20 protein-coding genes and 1 riboswitch are annotated in these 16,878 nt (G+C 68.4%); all 20 genes read right to left on the reverse strand.

The window, feature by feature from the left end; translation table 11 throughout:
• Window positions 1-2: 2 nt before the first annotated feature.
• A complete protein-coding gene (gene hisH, locus GQ56_RS0118620; RefSeq protein ID WP_031400088.1) occupies window positions 3-644 on the reverse strand; it encodes an imidazole glycerol phosphate synthase subunit HisH in 642 nt (213 codons plus the stop codon).
• Window positions 641-1,261, reverse strand: coding sequence for a YchE family NAAT transporter (locus GQ56_RS0118625; RefSeq protein ID WP_031400089.1), 621 nt, complete (start codon window positions 1,259-1,261; stop codon window positions 641-643). The genes hisH and GQ56_RS0118625 overlap by 4 nt, the downstream gene beginning before the upstream one ends.
• A 63-nt stretch (window positions 1,262-1,324) precedes the next feature.
• Window positions 1,325-1,912 carry an imidazoleglycerol-phosphate dehydratase HisB gene (gene hisB, locus GQ56_RS0118630; protein ID WP_006477126.1) on the reverse strand — a complete coding sequence of 196 codons (588 nt, stop codon included), beginning with the start codon at window positions 1,910-1,912 and terminating at the stop codon, window positions 1,325-1,327.
• Between the two features lie 64 nt (window positions 1,913-1,976).
• Window positions 1,977-3,050, reverse strand: coding sequence for a histidinol-phosphate transaminase (gene hisC / locus GQ56_RS0118635; RefSeq protein WP_031400090.1), 1,074 nt, complete (start codon window positions 3,048-3,050; stop codon window positions 1,977-1,979).
• A 138-nt stretch (window positions 3,051-3,188) separates the two neighbouring features.
• Window positions 3,189-4,505 (reverse strand): histidinol dehydrogenase, encoded by a 1,317-nt coding sequence (hisD, locus tag GQ56_RS0118640; protein ID WP_031400091.1) that lies wholly within the window; start codon window positions 4,503-4,505, stop codon window positions 3,189-3,191.
• A 24-nt stretch (window positions 4,506-4,529) separates the two neighbouring features.
• Window positions 4,530-5,183 (reverse strand): ATP phosphoribosyltransferase, encoded by a 654-nt coding sequence (gene hisG, locus GQ56_RS0118645; RefSeq protein WP_031400092.1) that lies wholly within the window; start codon window positions 5,181-5,183, stop codon window positions 4,530-4,532.
• Window positions 5,180-6,529: a UDP-N-acetylglucosamine 1-carboxyvinyltransferase gene (murA, locus tag GQ56_RS0118650; RefSeq protein WP_031400093.1), complete on the reverse strand. Its 1,350-nt coding sequence runs from the start codon at window positions 6,527-6,529 to the stop codon at window positions 5,180-5,182. Before murA ends, hisG begins: the two co-directional genes overlap by 4 nt.
• Before the next feature lie 14 nt (window positions 6,530-6,543).
• Window positions 6,544-6,783: a BolA family protein gene (locus GQ56_RS0118655; protein WP_006477131.1), complete on the reverse strand. Its 240-nt coding sequence runs from the start codon at window positions 6,781-6,783 to the stop codon at window positions 6,544-6,546.
• Between the two features lie 56 nt (window positions 6,784-6,839).
• A complete protein-coding gene (locus tag GQ56_RS0118660; RefSeq protein WP_235212710.1) occupies window positions 6,840-7,679 on the reverse strand; it encodes an ABC transporter permease in 840 nt (279 codons plus the stop codon).
• Window positions 7,676-8,602, reverse strand: a complete 927-nt coding sequence (locus GQ56_RS0118665; protein WP_031400095.1) for an ABC transporter ATP-binding protein — start codon at window positions 8,600-8,602, stop codon at window positions 7,676-7,678. The genes GQ56_RS0118660 and GQ56_RS0118665 overlap by 4 nt, the downstream gene beginning before the upstream one ends.
• Window positions 8,603-8,794: 192 nt before the next feature.
• Complete coding sequence (locus GQ56_RS0118670) at window positions 8,795-9,070, reverse strand: STAS domain-containing protein (protein WP_031400096.1); 276 nt, start codon at window positions 9,068-9,070, stop codon at window positions 8,795-8,797.
• Window positions 9,067-9,696: an MlaC/ttg2D family ABC transporter substrate-binding protein gene (locus tag GQ56_RS0118675; RefSeq protein ID WP_031400097.1), complete on the reverse strand. Its 630-nt coding sequence runs from the start codon at window positions 9,694-9,696 to the stop codon at window positions 9,067-9,069. The genes GQ56_RS0118670 and GQ56_RS0118675 overlap by 4 nt, the downstream gene beginning before the upstream one ends.
• A 111-nt stretch (window positions 9,697-9,807) precedes the next feature.
• Window positions 9,808-10,719, reverse strand: coding sequence for an MlaA family lipoprotein (locus tag GQ56_RS0118680; RefSeq protein ID WP_031400098.1), 912 nt, complete (start codon window positions 10,717-10,719; stop codon window positions 9,808-9,810).
• 31 nt (window positions 10,720-10,750) lie between these two features.
• A complete protein-coding gene (gene mlaD / locus GQ56_RS0118685; RefSeq protein ID WP_043301490.1) occupies window positions 10,751-11,311 on the reverse strand; it encodes an outer membrane lipid asymmetry maintenance protein MlaD in 561 nt (186 codons plus the stop codon).
• A 30-nt stretch (window positions 11,312-11,341) separates the two neighbouring features.
• The gene (gene mlaE / locus GQ56_RS0118690; RefSeq protein WP_031400100.1) at window positions 11,342-12,109 is read right to left on the reverse strand and encodes a lipid asymmetry maintenance ABC transporter permease subunit MlaE; all 768 of its coding nucleotides are present in this window, start codon (window positions 12,107-12,109) and stop codon (window positions 11,342-11,344) included.
• On the reverse strand, window positions 12,106-12,927 hold the full coding sequence (locus GQ56_RS0118695; protein WP_031400101.1) for an ABC transporter ATP-binding protein: 822 nt from the start codon (window positions 12,925-12,927) through the stop codon (window positions 12,106-12,108). The genes mlaE and GQ56_RS0118695 overlap by 4 nt, the downstream gene beginning before the upstream one ends.
• Window positions 12,928-13,011: 84 nt before the next feature.
• A complete protein-coding gene (thiE, locus tag GQ56_RS40380) occupies window positions 13,012-14,136 on the reverse strand; it encodes a thiamine phosphate synthase (RefSeq protein WP_043301486.1) in 1,125 nt (374 codons plus the stop codon).
• Window positions 14,133-14,948 (reverse strand): thiazole synthase, encoded by an 816-nt coding sequence (locus GQ56_RS0118705; RefSeq protein ID WP_031400103.1) that lies wholly within the window; start codon window positions 14,946-14,948, stop codon window positions 14,133-14,135. The genes thiE and GQ56_RS0118705 overlap by 4 nt, the downstream gene beginning before the upstream one ends.
• A 38-nt stretch (window positions 14,949-14,986) precedes the next feature.
• Window positions 14,987-15,184: a sulfur carrier protein ThiS gene (gene thiS / locus GQ56_RS0118710; protein ID WP_031400104.1), complete on the reverse strand. Its 198-nt coding sequence runs from the start codon at window positions 15,182-15,184 to the stop codon at window positions 14,987-14,989.
• 32 nt (window positions 15,185-15,216) lie between these two features.
• On the reverse strand, window positions 15,217-16,353 hold the full coding sequence (locus tag GQ56_RS0118715; protein ID WP_031400105.1) for an FAD-dependent oxidoreductase: 1,137 nt from the start codon (window positions 16,351-16,353) through the stop codon (window positions 15,217-15,219).
• A gap of 225 nt (window positions 16,354-16,578) precedes the next feature.
• Window positions 16,579-16,702: riboswitch (TPP riboswitch) on the reverse strand.
• Window positions 16,703-16,878: the final 176 nt, after the last annotated feature.

Below are 16,878 nucleotides of genomic sequence, written 5' to 3' on the forward strand. Positions count from 1 at the left end.
ATTTACGGCTTCCAGTGTACGAAGTTGCGATACAGACGCAACCCGACCTCCGCGCTTTTCTCGGGGTGGAATTGGGTCGCGAAGAGGTTATCCCGCGCGACCGCGGACGTAAACGGTGCACCGTACGCCGTTTCGCCCACCGTATGCGCCGGGTTGTCCGGGCGTACGTAATAGCTGTGCACGAAGTAGAAATACGCGTCGTCGGGCACGCCGTCCCACAGCGGGTGCGGCTGCAACTGGCGCACGCGGTTCCAGCCCATCTGCGGCACCTTGAAGCGCGAGCCGTCGTCCTGCAGGCGGCCGTCGAGCTCGAAGCGCACGACCTTGCCGGGCAGCAGGCCGAGGCCCTTCGTGTCGCCCTCCGCGCTCCAGTCGAACAGCATCTGCTCGCCGACGCATACGCCGAGCAGCGGCTTCGTGCGCGACGCCTCGAGCACGGCCTCCTGCAGGCCCGATTCGCCCAGGCAGCGCATGCAGTCGGGCATCGCGCCCTGGCCGGGCAGCACGACACGGTCGGCCGCGCGGATCGCGGCCGGCGTGTCGACGATCGCCACGTCGGCGGCCGGTTCGGCCTTCTTGAGCGCCTGCGCGACCGAGCGCAGGTTGCCCATCCCATAATCCACAATCGCAATCGAAGTTTTCATCTCAGTGCAGGCAGTAGCGCCCTCAGTCCATTGACGATGAATTCCACCGCCAGCGCCGACAGCATCAGACCCATCAGCCGCGTGGCGATGTTGATGCCCGTGCGGCCGATCCAGTTCGCGATCGGCTCGGCGAGCCGCATCGCAACGAAACACAGCAAAGCCAGGGCCGCGCCGATCGCGACCAGCCCGACCCGGTCATACCAGTGACGCGCGTTCGCCGCATAGATGATCACCGTGCTGATCGAGCCGGGGCCCGTCAGCAGCGGAATCGCCAGCGGCACGACCGCGATGTTGTCCTTCAGCTCGGCCTCGTGGCGCTCCTCCGGCGTCGATCGCGTGTTGCCGATCTGCGCGTTCAGCATGTTGATCGCCATCAGCAGCATGATGATCCCGCCGCCCACTTCGAGCGAGCCGACCGAAATGCCGAAGAAGTCGATGATCTGCTGCCCGAGCAGCGCCGTCACCGTCATCACGCAGAACACCGACACCGACGCGATCCGGATCGTGCGGCGCCGCTCGGCGTCCGTCTGCTGCGCCGTCAGGCTCAGGAAGAACGGCACCGCGCCGATCGGGTTGATCAGCGCCAGCAGCGAAATGAACGATTTGAGCAGATCCATCGCAAGCCGGCGCCGCGCGCCGAAGCCGTCAGGTTGTCCTTGGCGTGCCGCCCGTGCGGAAGGTCAGAGGCTGCCTTTCGTCGACGGGATCTGCCCCGCCGCACGCTCGTCGAGCTCCACCGCCGCGCGCAGTGCCCGGCCGAAGGCCTTGAACACCGTCTCGAGCTGATGGTGCGCGTTGATCCCGCGCAGGTTGTCGATATGCAGCGTGACGCCCGCGTGGTTCACGAAACCGCGGAAGAACTCGATCGACAGGTCGACGTCGAACGTGCCGATCCGCGCGCGCGTGAACGGCACGTGGAATTCGAGGCCCGGCCGGCCCGAGAAGTCGATCACGACGCGCGACAGCGCCTCGTCGAGCGGCACGTACGAATGGCCGTAGCGGCGGATGCCCTTGCGGTCGCCGATCGCCTTCGCGACGGCCTGCCCGAGCGTGATGCCGACATCCTCGACCGTGTGGTGGTCGTCGATATGGGTATCGCCATGCGCTTCGACCTCGAGATCGACCAGACCGTGTCGCGCGATCTGGTCGAGCATATGGTCGAGAAACGGCACGCCGGTAGCCAGCTTCTGCTGGCCCGTACCGTCGAGATCGAGCTTCACACGGATCTGCGTTTCGCTGGTATTGCGAACGACTTCCGCCACACGCATGGCAATTCCTTGACTGGGTCGATGTAAATGGGGATTGATCGTACGCGCTGCGGCGCCGGCTGGATCAACCGGGCAGCGCGAGTTTCAAAGCCGCCAGCAGGCGCGCGTTTTCGTCGGGAGCACCGACGGTCAGCCGCACGCATTCCGCCAGCAACGGATGCATTTTACTCACGTTTTTGACCAAAACCCGCTCGGTGAGCAGCGCATCGAACACGGCGGCCGCATCCGGCACGCGCACCAGCAGGAAATTGCCGGCGCTCGGAAACACCGTCGTGCCCGGCAGCGCAGCCACGGCCTGCGCAAGCCGAGTGCGCTCCGCGCGCAGATCGGCGGCCTGCGCGTCGAGCACGTCGAGGCGGTCGAGCAGGAAATCCGCGGTGGCCTGGGTCAGCACGTTGATGTTGTACGGCGGGCGCACCTTGTCGAATTCGTTCAGCCACGCGGGCAAGCCGACGAGATAGCCGAGGCGGATGCCCGCGAGGCCCAGCTTCGACACCGTGCGCATCACGACGACGTTGTCGAACTCGGCGGCGCGCGGCAGCCACGAACGCTCGGCGAACGGCTGATACGCCTCGTCGATCACGATCAGGCTGTGGCGCGCGGCGGCAACGATCCGTTCGACGTCGGCGTCGTCGTACAGCGTGCCGGTCGGGTTGTTCGGATACGCGAGATAGACGATCGCCGGCCGGTGCTCGGCGATCGCCGCGAGCATCGCATCGACGTCGAGCGTCAGGTCGGCCTTCAGCGGCACGCCGATGAATTCGAGCTGCGCGAGCTTCGCCGACAGTTCGTACATCACGAAACCCGGCACCGGCGCGAGCACCTTCGCACCCGGCTTCGCGCAGGCGACCGAGATCAGGCTGATGATCTCGTCCGAACCGTTGCCGAGCAGCACGTCGCATGCGGCCGGTACGCCCATCGCGTGGCGCAGCTTGTCGAGCAGCGCGGCCGGGCGCGGCGCCGGGTAGCGGTTCAGCGCGACCTGCGCGAGCCGCTCGCCGAGCGCCGCGGCGAGCGGCTCGGGCAGCGGATACGGGTTCTCCATCGCGTCGAGCTTCACGAAGCCGCTCGCGTCGGGCACCGGGTAGCTCGTCATCGCGAGCACGTCGCGGCGGATGATGTCTTGTGGCGTCGTCATGGTCTCAAGCCGGCGTGCATCGCGCCGGCGTCAAATGGTCGGCAAGGCGGCGGACGCCGCCCTGCGCGTGTGTCCGGCTTCGGGGGGAGCCGGCCGGCGCCGGCGCATGCGCGCCCGCCCCGGCCCTGCGCGGCACGATCAGCCCTTCATCCGGAACTCGGCGCTCTTCGCATGCGCCTGCAGCCCCTCGCCGTACGCGAGCTCGGACGCGATCTCGCCGAGCGTCTGCGCACCTTCCGCGCTGACCTCGATCACGCTCGAGCGCTTGATGAAGTCGTACACGCCGAGCGGCGACGAGAAGCGCGCGGTGCGCGAGGTCGGCAGCACGTGGTTCGGCCCCGCGCAGTAGTCGCCGAGGCTCTCGCTCGTGTAGCGGCCGAGGAAGATCGCGCCCGCGTGGCGGATCTGCTGGCCCCACTGCTGAGGCTCCAGCGCGGAAATCTCGAGGTGTTCCGGCGCGATGTCGTTCGCGATCCGGCAGGCCTCGGCCATGTCGCGCACCTTGATCAGCGCGCCGCGGCCTTCGAGCGACGCGCGAATCACGTCCCGGCGCGGCATCGACGGCAGCAGCTCGTCGATCGCCTTTGCGACGCGCTCGAGGAACGCGCCGTCCGGGCACAGCAGGATCGACTGCGCGAGCTCGTCGTGCTCGGCCTGCGAGAACAGGTCCATCGCGACCCAGTTCGGATCGGTCGTGCCGTCGCACAGCACGAGGATTTCCGACGGCCCGGCGATCATGTCGATGCCGACCGTGCCGAACACGCGGCGCTTCGCCGACGCGACGTACGCATTGCCCGGGCCGCAGATCTTGTCGACGGCCGGCACCGTCGCCGTGCCGTACGCGAGCGCGCCGACCGCCTGCGCGCCGCCGATCGTGAACACGCGATCGACGCCGCCGAGCAGCGCCGCGGCGAGCACGAGGTCGTTCTTCACGCCGTCCGGCGTCGGCACCACCATCACGATCTCGCCGACGCCCGCGACCCGCGCGGGAATCGCGTTCATCAGCACCGACGACGGATAGGCGGCCTTGCCGCCCGGCACGTACAGGCCGACGCGGTCGAGCGGCGTGATCTTCTGGCCGAGCACCGTGCCGTCCGCTTCCGTGTACTGCCAGCTGTGCGTGCCGCACTCGATCTTCTGCTTCTCGTGATACGCGCGCACCCGTGCGGCGGCCGCTTCCAGCGCCGCGCGCGCCTTCGGCGCGAGGCCGTCGAGCGCCGTCTGCAGCGCGTCCTGCGGCAGTTCGAGCGCGGCGACGCTGCCCGCGCTCAGCCGGTCGAAGCGGTTCGTGTATTCGAGCACCGCGGCGTCGCCGCGCGACTTCACGTCGGCGAGGATCTGCGCGACCGATTGCTCGATCGCCGCATCCTCGCTCGCCTCGAATGCGAGCAGCGCGCGCAGTTCGGCGCCGAAGCCTTCGCTCGTCGAATCGAGCTTGCGGATGGTGATGGACATGGGAGTTCCGTTACGGTGATGCGCTCAACCGCCATTCTGCGACGCGCGTTCGAACGCGTCGAGGATCGGCTTGAGCGCCGTGCGCTTCAACTTCAGCGCAGCCTGGTTCACGACGAGGCGCGACGAGATCGCCATGATCTCCTCGACCTCGACCAGATTGTTCGCCTTCAGCGTGCCGCCCGAGCTGACGAGGTCGACGATCGCGTCGGCCAGCCCGACCAGCGGCGCGAGCTCCATCGAGCCGTACAGCTTGATCAGGTCGACGTGCACGCCCTTCGCGGCAAAATGCTCGCGCGCCGTCTCGACGTACTTCGTCGCGACGCGCAGGCGTGCGCCCTGGCGCACCGCGCTCGCGTAGTCGAAGCCGGCCGGCACGGCCACCGACATCCGGCAGCGCGCAATGTTCAGGTCGATCGGCTGATACAGGCCCGAGCCGCCGTGCTCGACCAGCACGTCCTTGCCGGCCACGCCGAAGTCGGCCGCGCCGTACTCCACGTAGGTCGGCACGTCGCTCGCGCGCACGATGATCACGCGCAGGTTCGGGTCGGTCGTCGGCAGGATCAGCTTGCGCGACGTTTCAGGATCCTCGGCCACCTGCACGCCGGCCGCGGCCAGCAGCGGCAGGGTTTCCTCGAAGATCCGGCCCTTCGACAGGGCGAGGGTCAGCGGCGCGCTCATGCGTGGCTCCCGGAAAGGCGGCGCACGTTCGCGCCGACAGCGGTCAGTTTGGCTTCCATGCGGTCGTAGCCGCGGTCCAGGTGATAGATGCGGTCGACCAGCGTTTCGCCCTCGGCACGCAGCCCGGCGATCACGAGGCTCGCCGACGCGCGCAGGTCGGTCGCCATCACGTTCGCGCCCGACAGTTTCTCGACGCCCGTCACGAGCGCCGTATTGCCGTCGATCGTGATGTTCGCGCCGAGCCGGTTCAGTTCCTGCACGTGCATGAAGCGGTTCTCGAAAATGGTTTCGACGACCTGCGCGGTGCCCGTCGCGACCGTATTGAGGGCCATGAACTGCGCCTGCATGTCGGTAGGGAACGCCGGGTATTCCGACGTGCGGATCGTCACGGCCGACGGCCGGCGGTCCATCTTCACGCGCAGCCAGCTGTCGCCTTCCTCGATCGACGCGCCGGCCTCCCGGAGCTTGTCGATCACCGCGTCGAGGATGTGCGGGCGCACGCCCGTCAGCGTCACGTCGCCGCCGGCCGCCGCGACCGCGCACAGGAACGTGCCGGCCTCGATCCGGTCGGGGATCACCGAGTGGCGCGCGCCGTGCAGCCGCTCGACGCCCTGGATCACCAGGCGATCGGTGCCGATGCCGTCGATTTTCGCGCCCATCGCGACCAGCAAGTGTGCGAGATCGCTCACTTCCGGCTCGCGCGCGGCGTTTTCGATCACCGTCTCGCCGTCGGCCAGCGTCGCGGCCATCAGCAGGTTTTCGGTGCCCGTCACCGTGATCATGTCGGTCACGATGCGCGCGCCTTTCAGGCGCTTCGCGCGCGCTTCGATGAAGCCGTGCTCGATGCTGATCTCGGCGCCCATCGCCTGCAGGCCCTTGATGTGCTGGTCGACCGGACGCGCGCCGATCGCGCAGCCGCCCGGCAGCGACACCTTCGCCTCGCCGAAGCGCGCGAGCAGCGGCCCGAGCACGAGGATCGACGCACGCATCGTCTTCACGAGCTCGTACGGCGCCACGAGGTTGTCGACGCGCGACGCGTCGAGCCGCACGCGGCAGCCTTCCGTCTCGCTCGCCACGCCCATCTGGTTCAGCACCTTCAGCGTGGTGCGCACGTCCTTCAGGTTCGGCACGTTGTCGAGCTCGACCGGATCGGCGCTGAGCAGCCCCGCGCACAGAATCGGCAGCGCGGCGTTCTTCGCGCCCGACACGACGATCTCGCCCGACAGGCGGCGACCGCCCTCGATCACGAGCTTGTCCGTCCCGTGGCCATGCGCTTCCCCGTTGGCGGCCGGGTGTGCCGTGGCGACGCTCTGGACGGCGTCGCGCTCGTTGACGGTGACTTGCACTCAGTGATTTCCGGTTATGCGTTCTGCCATTCGGCGGGCGTCAGCGTCTTCATGCTGAGCGCGTGAATTTCCTGCTTCATGCGATCGCCGAGCGCCGCATAGACGAGCTGGTGCCGCTGGATCGGCCGCTTGCCCTCGAAGGCCGCCGACACGATCGTCGCGAAGAAATGCTGGCCGTCGCCCTCGACTTCCAGATGCGTGCAGGCGAGACCGCCTGCGATGTATTGCTTGACCTGTTCGGGAGTCGGCAACATGGTGTAAGGCTCCTGTCGGCGCGCGCCGCCCCCGGGGGCGGCACTGCCTGTCGATATCAATGACGCAGTTTGTAGCCGGTCGCGAGCAGCCGCATCGCGATCACCGCGAGCAGCATGAAGAAACCGGTAACGATCGCGAGGCTCGCGAACGGGTTGATGTCGGACGCGCCGAAGAACCCGAAACGGAAGCCGTCGATCATGTAGAAAAACGGGTTGAGACGCGAAATCTCGCGCCACACGGGCGGCAGCGAGTGCGTCGAATAAAACACGCCGGACAGGAACGTCAGCGGCATGATCAGGAAGTTCTGGAACGCGGCCAGCTGGTCGAACTTCTCGGCCCAGATCCCGGCGATCAGGCCGAGCGTGCCGAGAATTGCCGAGCCGAGCAGCGCGAACGCAATGATGAACAACGGCGCCGCGAAGTGCATCGGGACAAACCAGATCGTCACGACGAACACACCCGTGCCGACCGCGAGCCCGCGCGCCACGGAGGCGAGCACGTACGCGCCGAAGATGTCGCGGTACGACAGCGGCGGCAGCAGCATGAACACGAGGTTGCCGGTGATCTTCGACTGGATCAGCGACGACGAGCTGTTCGCGAACGCGTTCTGCAGCACGCTCATCATCACGAGGCCCGGTACGAGGAAGCTCACGTACTCGACGCCCGGATACACTTCGACGCGGCCCGACAGCGCATGGCCGAAGATCGTCAGATACAGCAGCGCCGTGACGATCGGCGCGAGCACCGTCTGGAACGACACCTTCCAGAACCGCAGCAGTTCCTTGTACAGCAGCGTCCGAAACCCGCTTCCCGGCACTCGCCGGGCCGTACCGGGAATGCCTGGCGCGCCCTCGGGGGGCAGCGAACGCAGCGCGCGTGGGGATTCCTGTTTCATGCCAGACCCTCGATCACCTCGGCTCCGTTCATCACCTGGACGAACACGTCCTCGAGGTCGGCCTTGCGGACCTCGATCTCGTCGAATGTGCAGCCTGCCGCGCGGCATTGCGCGAGGATGCGTTCGACCTCGTCGTAACTCGCAAGACGCAGCAGGTGCTCGCCGGGCGCGCGGGCGGCCGGGTCGGACTCCAGCCCGCGCAGCTCGGCCGGCAGCGCGCCGGTCGCGAAGCGCAGGTAAAGCTGCAGCCCCGCGAAGCGGCGCAGCAGCGCGTCGGTGCGGTCGAGCGCGACCACCTCGCCACGGCGCAGCATCGCGATCCGATCGCACAGCGACTCGGCTTCCTCGAGGTAATGGGTGGTCAGCACGATCGTGTGGCCCTCGCGATTCAGGCGCGAGATGAATTTCCACAGCGTCTGGCGCAGTTCGACGTCGACGCCGGCGGTCGGCTCGTCGAGCACGATCACGGGCGGCCGGTGCACGAGCGCCTGCGCGACGAGCACGCGGCGCTTCATCCCGCCCGACAGCGCGCGCATGTTCGCGTCGGCTTTCTCGGTGAGGTCGAGATTGGCCATCACTTCGTCGATCCAGTCGTCGTTGCGGCGCAGCCCGAAATAGCCGGACTGGATCCGCAGCGTCTCGCGCACGGTGAAAAACGGGTCGAACACGAGTTCCTGCGGCACGACGCCAAGTGCGCGACGCGCGCCGCGGAAGTCCTTGAAGACGTCGTGGCCGCGCACCGAGATACTGCCTTCGTCGGCCCGGGCGAGCCCGGCGAGGATGCTGATGAGCGTGGTCTTGCCTGCGCCGTTGGGGCCGAGCAGACCGAAAAACTCGCCTTCCTCGACCGACAGGCTGACGCCCTTGAGCGCCTGAAGCGACTTGTAGCGCTTCTTGACGTGACGGATTTCTATGGCTGACATGACTGTGCGCGACACCGGGGCCGCGACGCCTATTCTGTGCTTGCTACGAAAGAAAACGAGGGCCGGATACCGTCTGGCTGCCCGGCAAAACGCTTGATTATAGGGCAAACCGGCTGGTGGAGCCGGCGCCGGAGGCGCGCGGCGTGAAGCTTGCGCGCGTCGGCTGGCGCGGCAGGCTCCGGTCGGACAGGGTCAATGTCGCCCGGTGCCGTCGATGAGGGCGTCGACGCCATAGGCGCGCGCGAGGCTGGCGAGCTTCGAGGGAAGATTGAGGATGTCGAGGGTCGCGCCGCGCGCTTGCGCGGCCCGTTGCCATGCGAGCAGCACGGCGAGCGCGGACGAGTCGAACTGCGTCAGCGCCGCGCAATCGACGGCGGTCGCGCCCGCGCCGATGCGCGCGAGACCGTCCGCGAGCGCGGCCTTCGCGCTCGCGACGGTCAGCGAGGTGCCGGCGTCGAAGCCGCTCACGACGCTTGCTTGCCGGCGGCAAGTTGCTGGTTGCGCTGCGTGAGGAACTGGATCAGGCCGTCCACGCCGCTTTGCTGGATCTTCTCGTTGAACTGCTGCTGGTACGTCTGGATCAGCCACGCGCCGAGCACGTTCAGGTCATACACCTTCCAGCCGTTCGCCGACTTGTACAGGCGATAGTCGATCTGGACCGGCTGGCCGTTGTTCATCGCGACCGTCTTGACCACCACGTCCGTATCGGCCGGATCGGCGCGGAACGGCGGGTACTGGATCTGCTGGTCCGGCTTCAGCTGGGCCAGCGCACCCGAATACGTACGGATCAGCAGCAGCTTGAACTGCTCCTGCACCTGTTGCTGCTGCTCGGCCGTCGCGGTGCGCCAGTTGCGGCCCATCGCGAGCTGCGTGGTGCGGCGGAAATCGGTGTACGGCAGGATGTCCCTGTTGACGATCGAGATGATGCGGTTGGTGTCGCCCTGCTTGATCGTCTGCTGCTTGACTTCGTCGAGGACCTGCTGCGTGGCCGTCTTGATCAGCGCCTGCGGGGTCGACTGGTCGACTTGCGCTTGAGCCACGCCGCCGAACGAGAACAGCGCCGCGAAAACGGGGACCAGGAACAGTTTTTTCATCATAGTGACCTGCATGAATGAGTCGATGCGGAGATTGGAGCAGGTAGCTTACGCGTTAGTTCGCGTACGCCACCGACTGAATCGTTTCCGGCTGTAACGAGTGTTATCGGGTCAGAACCTGATGCTCGGCAAGCGGATCCCGCCCGGCGACGGCGGCGCCACCTGCATCGGCGGCACGCTCGTCTCGCTGGCCGGGTTCGGCGCCGCGGCGGCGGAAGCGGCCGCCGGCGCGGCGGCGCCCGCCTTGCCGGATGCAGCCGTCGCCGGTGCCGCGCCGTCGTCCGGCAGATCGTACTTCGGCAGCGCATCGCTGCTCGACGTCGCGCCGGCTTCGCCGCGCGCGTTGCTGATCAGCATCTGGCGGCGCTGCAGGTACGCGTTGCGCACGAACGAATACTTGTCGAGCGCGGCGGCATCCAGCACGTCGCCCGCACCCAGCAGGTTCGAGCGCGTGTTGACGAGGTTCACGCCGAACAGGCCCCAGCTCACGCCGTCCGGCTTCACATACGTCAGCGGATTGCCGACGTAGTCGACGCCCAGGCCGGCCGTATCGCGCAGCGTGCTCGGGCCGAGCAGCGGCAGCACCAGGTACGGGCCCGACGGCACGCCGTAGCGGCCCATCGTGATCCCGAAGTCGGCCGTATGCTTCGGCAGCTTCGCGATGGTCGCGACGTCGAACAGGCCGCCGACGCCGAACACCGTGTTGATCACGACGCGCATGATGTCGCCGACGCCGTCCGCGATCCGCAGCTGCACGATGTTGTTGGCCGCGACGTACACGTCGCCGATGTTCGAGAAGAAGTTCGTCACGCTGTCGCGCACCGGCTGCGGCACCACGTACTGGTAGCCCTTCGCGACCGGCTTCAGCGCGTACGTGTCGACCGTGTCGTTGAACTTGTACATCGTCCGGTTGAAGCCTTCGAGCGGATCGCCCTTGGTCGGCGTCTGCACGGTCGCGCAGCCGCTCAACGCGGCGACTGCCGCTACCGCCAGCGCGGCGTGCCTGATGCGGATCGTCTGCATGTTCATTACCCTCTTGCGTTCTCTCGTGTGGTTATTGGGCTGCCGAAGCGGGCGCGGCGGCCACGGCCGACGCCGGAGCCGGTGCAGCCGGTGCAGCCGGTGCAGCCGGTGCGCCGGCTGCCGGCTTCGCGCCGCCCGCATCGGCGGCCTTGCTGTACAGGAACTGGCCGATCAGGTTTTCGAGCACGATCGCCGATTGCGTCATCGTGATCGTATCGCCCGCCTTCAGCATTTCCGTGTCACCGCCCGGCTCGAGGCCGATGTACTGTTCGCCGAGCAGGCCCGACGTCAGGATCTTCGCCGACGAATCCTTCGGGAACGGGTACTGGCCGTCGATATCGATCGTCACCAGCGCCTGGTAGGTGTTCGTGTCGAACCCGATCGTCTTCACGCGGCCGACCACGACACCCGCGCTCTTCACGGCCGCGCGCGGCTTCAGCCCGCCGATATTGTCGAATTTCATCTTCACCGAATAGGTCGGCTGAAACGACAGCGAGCTCATGTTGCCGACCTTCAGCGCCAGGAACAGCACCGCAAGGAAGCCCACCACCACGAACAGGCCGACCCAGAAGTCGAGAGCAGTCTTTTTCATCGTCATCCCAAAATTTGGCTTGGCTGAGGCTTAGCTGAACATCAGCGCGGTCAGCAGGAAATCGAGGCCGAGTACGGCGAGCGAGGCGAACACGACCGTCTTGGTCGTCGCGCGCGACACGCCTTCGGGCGTGGGCTTCGCTTCATACCCCTGAAACAGCGCAATGAAGGTCACGGCGAACCCGAACACGATGCTCTTCAGCACGCCGTTGCCGACGTCGGCCCAGACCTGGACCCCGCCCTGCATCTGCGACCAGAACGCGCCCGGATCGACGCCGATCAGCACGACGCCGACGAAGTACCCGCCGAGCACGCCGACCGCGTTGAAGATCGCGGCGAGCAGCGGCATCGCGATGATGCCCGCCCACATGCGCGGCGCGATCACGTTCTTGATCGGGTCGACCGCCATCATCTCGAGCGCGGTGAGCTGCTCGCCGGCTTTCATCAGGCCGATCTCGGCCGTGAGCGACGTCCCCGCGCGGCCCGCGAACAGCAGCGCCGTGACGACCGGCCCGAGCTCGCGCACCAGCGACAGCGCGACCAGCAGGCCGAGCGCCTGCTCGGAGCCGTAGCGGTTCAGCGTGTAATACCCCTGCAGGCCGAGCACGAAGCCCACGAACAGCCCCGACACGGCAATGATCACGAACGAATAGTTGCCGAGGAAGTGGATCTGCTTCGTGACGAGCCGCGGCCGGCGCAGCAGCGGGAAGAATTCCAGCACGAGACGCACGAACAGCCGCGAGCCGTAGCCCGCGCGCTCGAGGCCGCCGATGACGTAACGTCCGATCGCGCTGATCATGCGCGCCCTCCGCCGAGCCCGAAATCCGCTGCAAGTGGCGGGCTCGTGTAATGAAATTTGAACGGGCCGTCCGGCGCGCCGTCGATGAACTGCCGCACGCTCGGATCGGTCGACGCCCGCAGCTCGTCGGGCGTGCCCTGCGCGAGCACGCCGCCGTTGGCCAGGAAATACACGTAGTCGGCGATCGCGAACGACTCGGGCACGTCGTGCGTGACGAGGATCGACGTGGCGCCCAGCGCCTGGTTCAGCGTGCGGATCAGGTTCGCGGTGATGCCGAGCGAGATCGGATCGAGGCCCGCGAACGGCTCGTCGTACATGATGAGCTGCGGATCGAGCGCGATCGCGCGCGCGAGCGCGATGCGGCGTGCCATCCCGCCCGACACCTCCGACGGCATCAGGTCCCGCGCGCCGCGCAGCCCGACCGCGTTGAGCTTCATCAGCACGAGGTCGCGGATCAGGTCTTCGGGCAGGTCGGTATGCTCGCGCAACGAGAACGCGACGTTCTCGAACACCGACATGTCGGTGAACAACGCGCCGAACTGGAACAGCATGCCCATCTTGCGGCGCAGCGCGTACAGGCCGTCGCGCGTTTGCGCGCCGACATCGGCGCCGTCGAACAGCACCTGGCCGCGGCGCGCACGCACGAGGCCGCCGATCAGGCGCAGCACGGTCGTCTTGCCGCAACCCGACCCGCCCATGACCGCGACGACCTGCCCACGCCCGAAGCGCAGGTTCAGGTCGGACAGGACGAGGCGGTCGCCGTAGCCAAAGTCGACGTCGCGAAGTTCCAGCAGGGTCTCGGTAGGAGTGGGGCTCACGGAGCTGGCAGTCCTTTTACGCAGAACGCCGAATTATAGGGCCTGCCTTGGAATGATGTCGTGACGCCGTTTCGGACCCCGCGGTCAATGATTGTCAAATGGTCCGAAAAAACAGCGCTGCAACGCTGCAATTGCCGCCCGGTAATCGCTCGCGCCCGTGATCGCGCTGACCACCGCCACGCTGCCGACGCCCGTCGCCAGCACGGCCGGCAGCGCGTCGAGCCCCACCCCGCCGATCGCGACAAGCGGCGCCTGCGTGCCCGCGAAGCGCGCGTAGCGGGCAATCCGGGCGAGGCCCTGCGGCGGCGCGGCGACCGCCTTGGTCGCGGTCGCGAACACGGGACCGAGCGCGAGGTAGCTCGGGCGCGCGTGCAATGCCCGCAACATTTCGTAATAACCATGGCTCGAAAGTCCGAGCCGCAAGCCCGCGCGCGCAATCGCGGCCAGATCGGCCGTTTCGAGGTCTTCCTGGCCCAGATGAACGCCGTACGCGCCTTCATCTGCAGCGATCTGCCAATGATCGTTGATGAACACGCGCGCATCGGGATAGCGGCGCCCGGCCGCGACCGCCCGTGCGATTTCCCGGCGCAACGCGTCCGGCGGCGCGCCTTTCACGCGCAGCTGCACGGTCCGCGCGCCGCAATCGAGCACGCGCTCGACCCATTCGGCGTCCGGCACGACCGGATAGAGGCCGAGTTGCGCCGGGCACGGCGCGAACGCCGGTTCGGGGGCGGCCGGCAAGCCGGCGGCGCGCGGGAACCGCGCGGCGTCGACCGGCCACGCATCGGCGGCCCGCGCCTCGTCGCCGTCGCGCCACGCCAGCGCGAGCACCAGCGCGTCGACCGGCGCGAAACCGCAATCCAGAAACGCGGCGAGCGCCGCGATCCAGTCGTCCGCAAGCGGATGCGCGGCTTCGAGCGCGTAGCGCGCGCCCGCCGCGTGCAGCACCGCGCCCCGCTCGTCGAATTCGATCGCAACCGCATCCGGCGCCGCGGGCCGCGAAACGGCCGACGCACGCGCCCGCGCGTCGTGATCGCCCGCCGACACGATCAGCACGTCGCCTTGGGCCGGCGCGCCCGGCACCGCCACGCAGAGCCGCCACGGCGCCGCACCGCCCGGCCAGTCGCCAAGCCGCGCGCGAATCTGCTCGGCCGCTTCGGCCAGTTCGTCGGCCGGCGGCCAGAATGCATCGGCGAAGCGCGCGCTCATGCACCACCTCCGTCCTGGTGCCAGAACGGCATCCCGACGACCGGCGTGCTCGCGTGCGCGGTCTCGCGCGTGTCCATCGGGCCGGCGAGATACGCGGCGCGGCCGGCCTCGACGCCCTGCGCAAATGCGCGCGCCATGATCTCGGGGTGGGTGGCCTGCGAGACTGCCGTATTCAGCAGCACGCCGTCGAAACCCCACTCCATCACCTGGCACGCGTGCGACGGCACGCCGAGCCCCGCGTCGATGATCAGCGGCACGTCGGGCAGCCGCTCGCGCAGCACGCGCAGGCCGTACGGATTCACGACCCCCTTGCCCGTGCCGATCGGCGCGCCCCACGGCATCAGCGCCTCGCAGCCGACGTCGAGCAGGCGCCGGCCGATCACCAGATCCTCGGTGCAGTAAGGCAGCACCTTGAAACCGTCCTTGACCAGCAGCGTGGCGGCTTCGATCAGCCCGATCGGGTCGGGCTGCAGCGTGTAGTCGTCGCCGATCAGTTCGAGCTTGATCCAGTCGGTGCCGAACACCTCCCGCGCCATGTGCGCGGTCGTCACGGCTTCGGCGACGGTCTGGCAGCCGGCCGTGTTCGGCAGCAACGGCACCGCGTGGCGCTTGAGCAGGTCGAAGAAACCGGCCTCCGCCGTGCCGCCCGTCATCTGGCGGCGCAGCGCGACCGTCACCATCCCGGGGCGCGACGCCTCGATCGAATCGGACAGCGACTGCAGCGACGGATAGCGCGACGTGCCGATCAGCACGCGGCTTGCGAAGGTTTCGCCGTACAGCGTCAGCGCGTCGGCGGAGAGGGGGGACGTCATGTCGTTTTCCTGGAAGAGCGGGGACGAACCGGCGGCGCTCAGCCGCCCGCGACGGGGTGCACCACGTCGAGCTTGTCGCCCGCCGCGAGCGCGCGCGCCGCATGCTGCGTGCGCGCGACGAAGTTGCCGTTCAGCGCGACCGCGTACGGCGGACGCGCGCCGTACGCGACGAGCGCGTCCGCCACCGTCGCGCCGTCGGGCAACGTCAGGGTCTGTTGGTTGATCTGGATATCCATGAGGCTTCGTCGGAATCGTGTGGCGGCGCGCGTCAGGCTGGCTGGCGCGCGTCGTCGCGGTGATGAAGGAGCGTCGGCCAGCGCGCGGCGTCGCGCCACGCGGCGAATGCGTCGGCGTCGCCGAACGCACCGCCGAGCGCGGCCTCGGCGAGCGCGGCCGCCGCGTGCGCGACTTCCGGCGCGATCATGAAGCCGTGCCGGTACAGGCCGTTGACGGCGAGCGTCGACGCGCCGTCCCAGATCACCGCCGGGCGATGATCGGGCAGCGTCGGCCGGCACTGCGCATTGAGTTCGAGGATGCGCGCCTCGCCGAATGCCGGGTGCACGGAGAATGCCGCGCTCAGCAGTTCGAGCGCGGAGCGCACGCTGACGGGCGACATGTCCTCGCCCTCCACCTCGGTTGCGCCGATCACATAGAGATCGTCCTGCTTCGGCGCGATGTACAGCGGATAGCGCGGATGCAGCAGCCGCACGGGCCGCGTGAGCCCGATGCCGGGCGCATGCACGCGCGCGACTTCGCCGCGGATTCCGCGCAGCGCCGGCAGCGCGGGTTTCGCGCCGAGCCCGCGGCAATCGATCGTGAAATGCGCGGCGGGCAGGTGCGCGTCGTCGATCGCGACGTGCCAGTGCAGCTCGACGCCGCGCTCGGCAAGGCCGGCCGCGAGCGCCCGCAGCGCCTGCCGGTTGTCGAGCTGGCCTTCGCGCGGCAGCAGCAGGCCGCGCGCGAAGCGGCCGGCGAGCGCCGGCTCGGCCGCGTCGACTTGCGCGCCGGCGAGCGACACGAAGCCGCCGTCGAACAGGTCGGCCGGCGCGTTCGCGCGCACGCGCCGCTCGAACAGCGGCGCCTCCCCGCGGTCGGCGTGGTGCCAGACGACGAGCGTGCCGTGATGCTGGAAGAAGACGGGCTCGGGCAGTTCCGCGAGCCACTGCGGCCAGCGCGCGAGCGACGCGACGCCGAGCTCGGTGATCAGCAGCTCCGCGCTCGCCGCTTCCGCGAGCGGCGCGAGCATCGCGGCCGCGATCCACGCGGCCGACTGTTCGCCGTCCGGGCCGCCGCGTTCGTAGAGCGCGACGCGATGCCCGCCGCCCGCAAGCCGCCACGCGACCAGACGACCGACGAGGCCGCCGCCGAGCACCGCGAAATCGGGCCGGGAATCCAGGGCGTTCATCGTGCGCCCTCCACGCGAGCGCGCGCGACGAACGTCGATACGCACGCGCCGCCGCGAGCGAACACGCCCGGCATCGGGCCGGGAGACATGCAAAAGACTGAAGATTGTGCGGTCATCATTCCTTCCGTAACGCGCAATGCGCGTACCCAAAAGGACGAAACCGGCAGCATAGGCCGGCCGGGCGGGACTCGGGCGCTGACCATGTGGGATGGCAGCCAGCGCGGCCCGGCGGGATCAGAAACTTCCCTCGCCGGTATTACCCGGATCGGGTGCGAAGGGTCTTTCTCAGCCTCGCCGCGCTACCCGGAACATCTGCCGGCCGCGCCACGAAGCACCCCTGTTTCGTCGTCGGCCATTAGACCATAAAAGCGGAAAGCGCCGCAAACTGTCCCCCTTGCGGCAAATTCGCCGCCGCGCCGCGCCGCTCTGGCACAATGCCCGCAGGCCGGCCGCGCAAGCGGCCGGTTGCCGCGTCACCGCCGGCCCTTAAGTGCCGTTTAAGACGCGCGGGCGACCATCCGGACA

Origin of the sequence: Burkholderia paludis (assembly GCF_000732615.1) — a bacterium.
GTDB classification, from domain to species: Bacteria; Pseudomonadota; Gammaproteobacteria; order Burkholderiales; family Burkholderiaceae; genus Burkholderia; species Burkholderia paludis.